This is a genomic window from Methylophaga sp. UBA5088 (assembly GCF_002414625.1).
Classification (GTDB): domain Bacteria; phylum Pseudomonadota; class Gammaproteobacteria; order Nitrosococcales; family Methylophagaceae; genus Methylophaga; species Methylophaga marina.
This window is the reverse complement of sequence record NZ_DIAC01000132.1, coordinates 2,879-14,605: the sequence shown is the minus strand read 5'-3', so window position 1 is coordinate 14,605 and position 11,727 is coordinate 2,879. Positions and strand designations below refer to the sequence as shown.

The 11,727-nt window shown below is 41.8% G+C and carries 12 protein-coding genes; 5 read left to right on the top strand and 7 right to left on the bottom strand.

Going from position 1 to position 11,727, the window contains the following annotated elements:
* The 5 genes from B4K20_RS16390 to B4K20_RS16370 form a co-directional block, all read left to right on the top strand.
* Positions 1-208 (top strand): hypothetical protein (locus B4K20_RS16390; RefSeq protein WP_289283739.1); only part of this gene is annotated, 208 nt, incomplete at its 5' end.
* Positions 205-1,341: a glycosyltransferase family 4 protein gene (locus B4K20_RS16385; RefSeq protein WP_289283738.1), complete on the top strand. Its 1,137-nt coding sequence runs from the start codon at positions 205-207 to the stop codon at positions 1,339-1,341. The genes B4K20_RS16390 and B4K20_RS16385, both read left to right, overlap by 4 nt.
* Entirely contained in the window at positions 1,341-2,375 is a 1,035-nt protein-coding gene (gene galE / locus B4K20_RS16380; protein ID WP_289283737.1) for a UDP-glucose 4-epimerase GalE, read from the top strand. Before B4K20_RS16385 ends, galE begins: the two co-directional genes overlap by 1 nt.
* Positions 2,368-2,967 (top strand): YrbL family protein, encoded by a 600-nt coding sequence (locus B4K20_RS16375; RefSeq protein ID WP_289283736.1) that lies wholly within the window; start codon positions 2,368-2,370, stop codon positions 2,965-2,967. The genes galE and B4K20_RS16375 overlap by 8 nt, the downstream gene beginning before the upstream one ends.
* Positions 2,968-2,979: 12 nt before the next feature.
* Complete coding sequence (locus B4K20_RS16370; RefSeq protein WP_289244569.1) at positions 2,980-4,008, top strand: CgeB family protein; 1,029 nt, start codon at positions 2,980-2,982, stop codon at positions 4,006-4,008.
* A 6-nt stretch (positions 4,009-4,014) separates the two neighbouring features.
* On the opposite strand, the gene B4K20_RS16365 is transcribed toward B4K20_RS16370, so the two are convergent.
* The 7 genes from B4K20_RS16365 to pgeF form a co-directional block, all read right to left on the bottom strand.
* On the bottom strand, positions 4,015-5,736 hold the full coding sequence (locus tag B4K20_RS16365) for a carbamoyltransferase family protein (RefSeq protein WP_289283735.1): 1,722 nt from the start codon (positions 5,734-5,736) through the stop codon (positions 4,015-4,017).
* A 64-nt stretch (positions 5,737-5,800) separates the two neighbouring features.
* Positions 5,801-6,523, bottom strand: a complete 723-nt coding sequence (locus B4K20_RS16360; RefSeq protein ID WP_289283734.1) for a lipopolysaccharide kinase InaA family protein — start codon at positions 6,521-6,523, stop codon at positions 5,801-5,803.
* 87 nt (positions 6,524-6,610) lie between these two features.
* A complete protein-coding gene (locus B4K20_RS16355; protein ID WP_289283733.1) occupies positions 6,611-7,582 on the bottom strand; it encodes a glycosyltransferase in 972 nt (323 codons plus the stop codon).
* Positions 7,583-7,718: 136 nt separating this feature from the next.
* Complete coding sequence (locus B4K20_RS16350; protein WP_289283732.1) at positions 7,719-9,218, bottom strand: hypothetical protein; 1,500 nt, start codon at positions 9,216-9,218, stop codon at positions 7,719-7,721.
* On the bottom strand, positions 9,215-10,246 hold the full coding sequence (waaF, locus tag B4K20_RS16345; RefSeq protein WP_289283731.1) for a lipopolysaccharide heptosyltransferase II: 1,032 nt from the start codon (positions 10,244-10,246) through the stop codon (positions 9,215-9,217). The genes B4K20_RS16350 and waaF overlap by 4 nt, the downstream gene beginning before the upstream one ends.
* Before the next feature lie 2 nt (positions 10,247-10,248).
* Positions 10,249-11,061, bottom strand: a complete 813-nt coding sequence (locus B4K20_RS16340) for a ZIP family metal transporter (RefSeq protein WP_289283730.1) — start codon at positions 11,059-11,061, stop codon at positions 10,249-10,251.
* Between the two features lie 39 nt (positions 11,062-11,100).
* Positions 11,101-11,727: peptidoglycan editing factor PgeF (gene pgeF / locus B4K20_RS16335; RefSeq protein ID WP_289283729.1), on the bottom strand; the 627-nt coding region annotated here is incomplete at its 5' end.

Below are 11,727 nucleotides of genomic sequence, written 5' to 3'. Positions count from 1 at the left end.
TGGTGATATGAAAGCGCAGAACTTGTTATTAGATAAGCAAGGTAAAATCAGGCTTATTGATTTAGATGCTATGCGAGAATATGGCAATAAAAAACAAGCGATCATGGCTCACTTGCAAGATAAAAAACGCTTTCTGAAAAACTGGAAGAATCCTGAGTTGGAGGCCTTTTTCAGAGTCATGCTGCAGGGACAAAATACACGTTTATGAAATACGCGGTCTGTTTATATAAGTTTTTCCCTTTTGGCGGACTTGCTCGTGATTTTATGAATATCATGCAATGCTGCCTGCAAGCTGATGATACGGTCGACGTATATGTGATGGAATGGCAAGGGGACGTCCCTGAGCAGTTTAATGTGCACATTATTGAAACCAAGGGCTGGAGCAACCACGCCAAGTTACAATCCTATATTGATCAGCTTTTGCCACAATTACATCAGCAGAATTACGATCTGGTCATTGGCTTTAATAAAATGCCGGGGCTGGATGTTTATTACGCGGCAGACCCTTGTTATATCGATCGTATTCAGTCACATCCTCTGTATGCGCTTTTACAGTTTTCCGGACGTGTAAAATTTTATAAAGCTTGTGAAGAAGCCGTTTTTGGCAAGCAGTCAAATACTGTGTCGATGATGATTTCTGATGTGCAGCAAGCCCTGTTCGAACAACATTATCAGACACCTCAAAATCGTTTAATCAGCTTACCGCCAGGTATTGACCGTGACAGGCAGCGTCCTGCCAATGCTGAACACATTCGTCAGCAAGTCCGTGCTGAATTTAATATTGCCCAAGATGAATGGTTAGTACTGATGGTGGGGACTGGCTTTAAAACCAAAGGCGTTGATCGCGCCATTGCTGCATTAGCCAGATTACCCAAACAGCTCAAAGATAAAACGAAGTTAATGGTGATAGGTGACGGTGATAACCGTTATCTACAACGCCAAGCACAGCAAGCCTCTATTGCTCAGCAAGTGACATTTCTTGGGGGACGTTCCGATATTCCCCGGTTTTTGCTGGCGGCCGATCTGTTAATTCACCCAGCAAGAAAAGAAAATACAGGTACGGTGATTCTAGAAGCTATGGTGGCAGGGTTACCAAGCTTGGTATCTGATGTCTGTGGTTACACCAAACATGTGACTAAGGCAGATGCGGGACGGGTTATTAGCGATGCCGAGAATGCAGAAAAAACGGCTTTAGATCTAGCGGAAATGTTGGATAAAGACGAGTTACAGTATTGGTCGAAGCAAGCGCTTCATTATGCTGCAACAGAAGATTTGTATAGTATGCCGCAGCAGGCTGCCACAGTGATTAAATCACTGGCAAAACAAAAAAGGGAAACATAATGACGAAAACGGTATTGGTTACTGGTGGCGCGGGGTATATTGGTTCACATATTTGTGTGGTGTTATTAGAAGCCGGTTTTGAGGTCGTGGTGGTGGATAACCTCAGTAATAGTTCAGCCATTGCCCTAGATCGTGTCAGTCAGATTACCGGTAAAAAACTGGCCTTTTATAAAGCTGATTGTCGAGATAAAACTGCATTGCAAGGTATTTTTAATACGCATCCTATTGACGCTGTTATTCATTTGGCTGGCCTGAAAGCGGTGGGTGAGTCATGCGCATTTCCTTTGATGTATTACCAGAATAATCTTGATGCTACCTTCGTCTTGCTTGAAGTAATGCAGCAGTTTTCTGTTAAAAATTTTGTATTCAGCTCATCAGCTACTGTGTATGGTGACCCGGCTTCCATGCCTGTTAATGAAACATTTCCAACATCAGCGACCAATCCTTATGGGCGAACCAAGCTGATGATAGAAGAAATTCTGGCGGATATGGTCAAGGCGACGCCAGATCAACTTAGTGCGGTGTTATTACGTTACTTTAATCCGGCTGGTGCACACGAGTCTGGTCTTATTGGTGAAGATCCTAGCGCTATACCGAATAATTTGATGCCTTATGTCACGCAAACAGCCATTGGTAAACGAGAGTGTCTGTCTGTGTTTGGCGGTGACTATGACACAGTAGATGGTACAGGGGTGCGTGATTACATTCATGTGATGGATTTAGCTAGAGGACATCTTGAAGCACTTAACTGGCTGGAATCAGAAGCAACCGCGCCATGTTGTAAAGCCGTCAATCTTGGCACAGGACAAGGTTACAGCGTACTTGAAGTCATCGCCGCTTTTGAGCAAGCCTCCAATAAAGAGGTGAAATATCAAATTGTTGAACGCCGAGCGGGTGATGTGGCCATCAATTATGCTGATCCTGCGTTAGCAAAATCATTACTTGGCTGGACTGCTGAGAAATCACTTGAAGATATGGTCACCGATGCGTGGCGTTGGCAGAGTCAAAATCCTAACGGGTATGGTAATGCTTGAGTTATCCAACACGACTCTAGTCGGTAAAGGCTTGCACAGAGAAGTACATGTGCATCCTGATGATTCATCAAAATGCGTCAAAGTGGTCGTTTTACGTGGTGAGAAAGAAACACGTCGTGAACAGGCCTATTATCGATTTTTACAACAGCGAAATATCGACTGGCTAAGTTTGCCAAAGTTCTATGGTAATGAAGACACCAATATGGGATCTGGTGCGGTGTTTGATTTGATTCGTGACGAGGATGGTCAGGTTTCAAAAACATTAGAGTTTTATCTGGATAATCTGGCATCGACTTCTGCATTAGTCGAACCCATCAGTCAGGCTCTGAGCAGATTGAAACAGGATTTGTTAGAACAGAACATTATTACCATGACACTCAAACCGAAGAATATGGTTTTGCAGCAGCGAAATGATGGCATGAGATGTTTGATTATCGATAATATCGGCAACTCCGATATCATTCCGATTAGCAGTTATGTTCGGTTTTTCGGCAAAAGAAAGATTGAACGGAAATGGGAAAAGTTTCAACGCCTGTTATCAAAGCAATTTATTAACCAACCCAGCATACAGAAAATTATAAAAGCAATATAAGGACATTGGTTGGTGACGGACAAGAAAATTTTAATTCTGGATGGAATTGGTGGTGCCACTCTCGGTCGAGATATTCATGCTTGTATAGACAACTCAGAATATTATGATTTAGCTAAGTTGGAGAATATCAGCTTATATAAGCCTCGCTCAGCTTTCACAAAAGTACAACGAAAACTATCTGAGAAAAATAGTTTTTATTACTTACCCAAGAAACGTTTTGAGTCGTTGTTATCATTAATTGAGGAAATTAAACCTGACAGTATTTTTGTTATAGGTTTTTTATATCGCTTTATTAAACCCAACCACCTCGCAGATTTAGCTAAAACTAAAGGTATAAAACTCTATTTATACGATACTGATAGTTGCAATCTATATTCAAAGCGTAGAGAGTTTATCTATTTTATTGAGAATGAAGTCCGTGTTTATGATCGCGTATTTTCATTTTCAAAAGTAGTGACAGAGTTTTTCAATCGAAAAAATATTAATACGATATTTTCACCTTTTGGGGCTAATCTGGTTGAAGCTGAGCCAGCTAAGTATCAGCATGACGTTTTATTTGTAGGTAGCGCTGATCTGAGACGTTGTTTTATGCTGGAACATATTGCTGATTATGTTTCTATCAAGGGAAATCGATGGAAAAGAAATCAATCAATAATGTCACCTGCTTTACAACAGAAAGTTGATGACAAACCGTTATGGGGACAAGAACTTTATCAGCATCTTGTCAGTTCTAAGATTGTATTGAATATCACTCGAGGGCCATTCTATGCAGCTGAAACTGGTGTTAATTTAAGAATCTTTGAGGCAATGGCGGCAGGGTGTTTTGTCTTAACAGATTATTGTGATGAAGTGGCAGATTTATTCGAGATTGGTTTGGAAATTGAGACGTTTAAGGGCTCAAAAGAGCTGGTAGAAAAAGTGCTTTATTATTTGAGTAATGATGATGCCCGTTTAGCTATAGCTAAACGGGGACAGCAGAAAATAAGCCAACACTACACCTGGAAAAAACGTGTTGAGTATATGCTGAGCTATATGGATTAAATCAATCTACTTTGTGATGAGTATATCTTCCATCACTAAATACTGTAGATCAGAACCGAAAAACATATTTAATGCATCAGTTGGGCTACATACCATTGGCTCTCCGCGGCGATTCAGCGAGGTATTTAAAACCACACCATTGCCCGTGAGTTTCTCCATTTCCTGCAGCAGTGAGTAGTAACGAGGATTGGTTGCTTGAGTGACAATTTGAGCCCGAGCCGTACCATCTTCATGCACGACTTCAGGAATACGCGACTTCCAACTTTCAGCCACATCAAATGTAAATGTCATATACGGGCTAGGATGATCTGTCTGTAATATTTCTGGTGCAACTGTATCCAGCATACTAGGACAGAAGGGGCGCCAACGTTCACGATATTTAATCTGGGCATTAATTCTGTCAGCTACGCCTGAATGACTCGGTGAACCCAGAATACTTCGATTACCTAAAGCGCGAGGTCCAAACTCCATATGCCCCTGGAACCAGGAAACTGGATTACCATCAGCTAGAATTTTAGCTGTTTCGGCGGTGACATTGTTCATTCGCTCCCATTTAACTGGCTGTTCGTATTGCTCACAGGCCTCAATACATTGTTCAGTGGTATAGGCTGGGCCTAAGTAGACATGCTCCATTTTTTCTACGGGTACACCGGATAATTGTGAAGCATAACTGGCCGCACCAATGGCAGTACCCGCATCGCTTGCCGCTGGTTGTACAAACAGTTCTTTGACACCGGACATGGCAATAATACGCTGGTTGAGTTTCACATTGAGAGCCACACCACCAGCATAAGCGATTTTGCCAGTGTCTTTAATAATGTCACCCAGATAAAAATCAATCAGTTTTAAAGCTGTTTTCTCTAACAGGTCTTGGATGCTTGCGGCGTAATCGATGTAAGGCTCATCTTTTTCATCGCCTTCTCGCATAGGGCCGAGCCATTCGATTAACTCAGGACTGAAAAAGTAGCCTTTGCCATTCTTCTTGTAACGGCGAGTGCCTACGACATTGACCAGTTTGGTATTGACCTTGAAGTCACCGTTTTTGTAGTCAATTAAACGTGAGAAGTCGAAACGCTTCGGATCACCATAAGGGGCCATACCCATTACTTTGAATTCGCCATCCAGCATTTCAAAGCCAAGATATTCTGTTAATGCACCATAGACACCACCAAGTGAATCCGGATCATAGAATTCTTTGATCTTATGAATCTTGCCATTTTCGCCATAACCAAAAAAAGTAGTGGCATATTCGCCTTTACCATCAATACCGATAATGGCTGTTTTTTCTTTAAAACCACTCAAATGGAAGGCACTACTGGCATGCGCTAGATGATGTTCAACTGGGACAAATTTAACGCGTTTCGCTCCGATACCTAGATCATCTAATAACTTCATTACATTTCGGTGATTCCGCCAATATCGACGGTTACCGCTGAATAAAGCGGTAAGTGCGCGGTCAGGGGCATACCAATGGCGCTTTGCATAGTGCCAGCGTGCGGGTGATTTCAGGCCAATCTCAGCGTAAGGGAAAGCCACAATATCAATCTGATCGGGACGAATACCAGCCTGTTCTAAACAGAATTTAGTGGCCTCATAAGGCATTTTCCCTTTGGCGTGCTTGTCACGCAGAAAACGCTCCTCTTCAGCAGCAGCTACAAGCTTTCCATCAATATATAAAGCAGCAGAGGCGTCGTGATTTACCGCGCCAGACAAACCTAAAACGATCATGATGTGATATATGTCTTTGAGTTAAACAGTGCGTAAGTATATCGCATGCAGTCGGTCAACACGACTAATGACGTTTTGCTTTTTTGGGCTTAGCAATTTTATGTAAAAGTTGTTTAGTCTTTTTAGACAATGGTTGTTCATTGAAATACTGTTGTAAAAAGAAAACGCGGTCTTTCATTGACCAATCTTCATTAGCATGACGGTCTAGTGTGCCCAGATCTCTCAGCATCGATTGTCTGACCAACAATGTACGTTTCATTTTCTCCAGATCGATGATTTTTATCTTCCAGCCGTTAGATACTGGCTTAGCAAAAATGTGTTTGGGATAAAGTGAATTATGTTGAAAATGTGCTTGGTGCATATTCACCAATACATGAGCTACAGCTTTCAGTAATTGTTTACGTGACACATTTGATAAGGTTGAGGGAGAAATGTTTTCGAGTGATTGATAATCTCGAAGCTCTTTTGTAACCAGTATCGCCCTTGACTGGTCACATGAAAAATAGACAGGTTCAAGTGTAGGAATATGCTTAGCCGTAAGTTTAAGAATATTGTTATATTCTTTTTGAAAGGTATGAATGCCTTTTAAAGGATGACACCATGTTTTTGTGCGATGATTTTCCTGACGTTTGATAAACACATCAATAGCACCATGTGTTGTTTCAAGTACATATTTAACCACACCACTCCAGCCACCGCGTCTGTGGTTTGGGGGCTCGAACCAATCTGTATCCAGTTGCCATATCGTGTCAAAGTCATATTTGTTTTTGTGTTTTATGTCTGCCATTTTTATACGACCTGATTATTGAATATATTTGCTATGTAAAGTAATGCATTATTCTTAAATACTGATTAATTGGCAAAAACAGATCAGTTAAGGTGAGAGAATTTTCTTTATTTGCTCTAATTTCCAAAATGCTCTCCTCCCAGCTTCATCAGAAAAGTAAGTATGTAGTTTCATAAGCGAAGCATCATGACTATATGCTGACTCTCTGTTGTTGGCTGAGTGAACCAGTAACTCTGCTAACTTTTCAGAAGATGCAAAAGGAAATAATAGCCCTGTGTTTTCTACAATTTCCTTTGCTCCTCCACAATCACTACAAATAATAGGCAGGTTCGCAATCATAGCTTCCAATACGACCATACCAAAAGGCTCACTATCAGAGGTCAAGACAAAAATATCGAAGGCTGTAAAGTAACGCTTCGCATCTTTGATGTAGCCAATAAATTTGATGTTGTCTTCTACATTCAGTGACTGAGCAAGATCATGAAGTTTTTGTTGAAGTTTGCCCTTGCCAATAATAATTAACAAAGTATTCTCAGGGAGCGCATGCTTTGCTTTGGCAAATGCCCGAATCAGTGTCTCTTGGTCTTTATCAGGATGTAATCTGCCTACATTACCGATAACATAAGATTCATCAGGAATATCTAGCATTTCTCTGGCTTTAGCTTTACTCAAGAGCTCATTTTTTGAGTGTTCTATATCCACTCTGTTATATAAAGTTTTGATCCCATCTACGGGAAAACGGGGTAAGTGCTGTTTTATATCGGCTGATACAGCCTTGGATACCCCTATGAGTAATAAGCGAGATGAGAAGAATTCTGTAAAAAGCCTTCTTCCTAAACGGTCAAAGTCACCAAAAGCGTGATGAATACTCATTACAGGAAGTTGTGTGGCAATGAGGGCTAAATATGTTGGTTTTGTCCTATGTGCAATACAAAGTTCGTAGTGTTTTTGTTGAGATATTCTCTTCACTCGTTTCAGTAGTGATAACTTAAGTCCTTTGAGTTTATGCTTTGGGCTTTCAAGAAAAATGACCTCGTCAGACAGTGTATTTTCTAACAAGTCAGCTCTGGGGGCTCCCGTTAGGAAGACCGTAGTAACACGGAAATTAGTGCCTTTAAATAATGATGCATATTGTCGCGCGCAATCATCAAAAGGCGGATCGTAGCTATGGCATAACTGCAGAACGTGACGTGGTCTAGTTGTCAATATTTAGCGCCTTATAGATGACGGCCTTATCACCTCGAGCGTTCTCGCTGTAATGAATTGGTATCAAATCCCAGTTTGCATATTGCTTCTTTGTCTCTGTATGAGAGCGCTTCTCGATGACAATAAAATAATCAAACTGCTTATTAGTTTGAAGCGTTCTATCGAGTTTTAACCGCGCCTTAGGCTCATTTTCATGGAAATAAAAATCAATAAAAATATCATTGGTAAGAACCCGGCTGTTTTCCGGCAAATTTTGGCTCGCCCAGATCGCCGTTTCTTTTATATAGCCTTTGGTTACACTTGTAGTGAAGGTATCAATGAGACTCGCAAGAAGTAAGAAGGGGATAAGTATAAGGGCAGATTTATTTTTAGCTTGCCAGTAATCATCTATCAAGCGACACATTGCGGGTAACATGAGTATCATCAGTGCCGTAATTAACATGACAGCATAGCGAGTGCTGATGAAGTAATGTTTAAATAGGAATGCAAGCAGAATAATGAGGTTGATGCCAATGAAGAAAATCAGGAAACGACGAGTATTATCGTTAGATGATCCTTTCTTATGCTGGAATTTAGCAAATGTAAATAAAATAAGATTAAGGGGCGATAAGCCAGTAATGATTTTTGTTAATAACATATAAACTAGGCCTGAAGCCAAAATCATTCCGCTGTATCGCTCAGAATATTCATTTAATAGTTCATTACCGATAATGGTCGTTTTACTATGAAATTCATCAGCAATACGTGAGTAATCTAGAAATTGCGTCACGCTAAGTAGTTTACCGAATGCGTTTATCATGCCTTGTTGCTGAGTAAATATCGAGGCTGCCATTGCTCCACCAAAAAGAAACAATGAGCAAAGTCTTAGAGCAGGTTTGATGCCCTCTTTGATTCCGAACTGGAACAATATGAAAAAGGGCGTTGCCATCATAATGGCAACAGCTTCGATACGGAATAAAAGCGCAAATAAAATGCTTAATTGCCAATAGATACCATTTTGCCAAGTCGGTTTTTCTAAAAAAATAATGATTCGATAGATCGATATCGAGATAAAAGCCCAGTAGCCAATATCTCTAATAATATAACTACGGTAGTCATTAAGTGTAGAAAAACAGAGAATGAGTAAGGAAGCAATAAAGACGTATCTTAGGTTAGATAATAATTTATTAGCAATCAGTACTAGCGCATCAGTAAAAACCACAAAAAGCAGGCTATTGATGATCTGCCCACTCAATTCTAGTTGGAGACCTGTAAATTGATGAATAACGGCAATTAAGATGGAGAAAAATGGCCAATTGTACATGGATGCTGTTGCAGCTAACCCACCTTCTATATAAGCTCTCGCCATGTTCAGGTATAAAACACCATCACTATTAATGAGCTGGTCGGTGGAAAATGCCAAGACGGAAAATAGCAGGCTAAAAAAGGCCGTAAATAGACGAATATTGTGAAGGGATAAGTCTGAAAAAAGCGAGTTTAACGGTTTCATAATGTTGGTTTTATTAGTTTAATTACACTGTCAACAGACAGTTGTTTCATACAGTTATGGTGGCCTAATGGGCAAGTACGCTTAAAGCATGGGCTACATTCGATATCTATCTGTGTGATGTGCGCGTTGCTGGCCAAAGGTGGAGTGAATGCCGGAGAGGTCGGACCATATACAACCACTAATGGCACTTGTAAGGCAGCGGCGATGTGCATTAACCCTGAATCATTAGAAACTACCTGATCAGCTGTTCCTAACAGGTCGATGGCTTCTTCTAACTTTGTCTGACCAGCCAGGCTGATAAGGTTGTTTGATTGCTGACTGGAAAGATGGATGATTTCCTCAGCGGTGCAGACATCGGCTTTGGAACCGAGTATCAACACTTGCCAGCCGGATGTAAGAAAAAAATCAGCTAAAGCGGCGTAATGAGAGGTTGGCCATTGTTTGGCTGGGCCAAATTCTGCGCCCGGACAGAGAATAAGTCTTTTTTGACCGTCCGACTTTCGTTTGGGATTAATCGCTTCATTAGCTGGCTCGGCAAGCATCAATGGTGCTTCATAAGCGGGCGGAGTTCGTGATAATGACGCTGGATGCGCCAGAGCGACAAAACGCTCGACCATCATCGGCAAAGCCTGCTTATCGAGTTTTCGGGCATCATTTAGTAAGCCGTAACGATATTCTCCAAGCCATCCCGTTCTTAGCGGTATTTTTGCAAACCAAGGAATTAATGCTGACTTCCAGGAATTAGGCAGCACAATAGCTTGGTCGTAGCGTTTCTCTCGTAATGACTGACCGAGTTTTTTACGCATATTCCAGCCAAAAATACCATGCGATATGGGCATACTGATGGCCTCATTGACCTCTGGCATACGTTGAAGCAGCGGTCGAGTCCAGTCCATAGCGAGCACATCGATGGTGACGTCTGGATTGTTCTTTTTCAACGCTATAAATAGCGATTGTGCCATCACCATATCGCCAACCCATGATGGACCGACTATCAAAATCTTTTTATCAGGGTTCCTTCCCGTCATATTTAATGAAGCGTGCTGTGCGCGATATAGATGAAGATAACGCCCAAGGCGATCAAGCTGATTTGTTGCAAAGACTCTGATGGCTTGATCTTGTCGTGTAAGCCAGGAATTAAATCTGCTACAGCCACGTAAATAAAGCTGGATGCCGCAACAAGCAGAACATAAGGCAGAATTTGTTGCATATCAGAAAGGGCAAAATAACCCAGTAAAGCACCAGCCAACGTGCCTAAACTCGAGAGAATATTGTAATAAAGCGCTTTTTTGCGGCTAAAGCCGCTGTGCAGCAAAATGACAAAATCACCTAACTCTTGTGGAATTTCATGGGCGGCAATAGCTAATGCCGTCACAATACCCAAATGCACGTCTGTTAAAAATGCGGCAGCAATTAAAATGCCGTCGACAAAGTTATGAATTGTATCGCCAATGAGAATTAGCGGGCCTGCAGACTTATGTTTGTGATCGTGATGGTGACCACCGTGGTGATCGGGTCTGTCGAGTTCAGGGATATGTTCGTGACCATGATGGCTATGACAATGTCGCCATAACACCATTTTTTCCAGCGCGAAGAAACTGAGTAGACCAAGCAGTAAGGTAAAGCCGATAGCATGTGCATCAATGGCGTATTCATGTTCGATGGCGTGAGGGATTAAGCCAAGAAATGACGCGCCTAACATGGCACCAATCGCAAAGCTGACCAAATGTGGCACCGTCAAACTACGGTGTTTTTCGGGCAGTAATAAAAAGGATGAAGCGACAACGACGCTTAAAAGTCCGCCTACCAGACTAAAAACGATGATCCAGATGAGTAATTCCATAATGATCCAACAAGGCTGAATTAAGCCGGTAATGATACCTTATTTATTGCCGATCCAGATAAGCGAAACGATGCGACCGGTCTCGCCATCGCGCCGGTATGAAAAAAAGCGTGAGGTCTCGGTCACCGTACAGGCATCGCCTCCAGACATTTGTGTGATGCCTAGCTGCCTTAATCTCAAACGGGCAAGTTGGTAGATATCAGCCAAATAGTGGCTATTATCCGTTTGCTGAAAGGCGACTTGTGCGGTATCTGAGTGATTGATAAATGCCTCAAACACATCTTGACCGACTTCAAATTTTTCGGGACCAATTGCGGGCGCCAGCCAAACATGGAGTTTATCTGTTGAGTCTTGAAAACGTTCTATAGTCGTTTCTATGATGCCATCCGCTAAACCACGCCAGCCAGCATGAATGGCGGCAATTTCAGTACCAGTCTGATTACTGATTAATAGAGGCAAACAATCCGCTGTCATGATGGCGCAGACGTGATCGTTTTGATTACAGTAGATGGCATCTGCTTCGATGCCTTCATACCAGTCCTGACTGTTGATGACCTTAGTACTATGCGTCTGTTGTAACCAAAGCGGGGAAGCCGGCAGCGTCAAGGCTGAGGCAAGTAGTTGACGATTTTTTTCTACATTCTCATGTGTATCGTTAACGTGTTG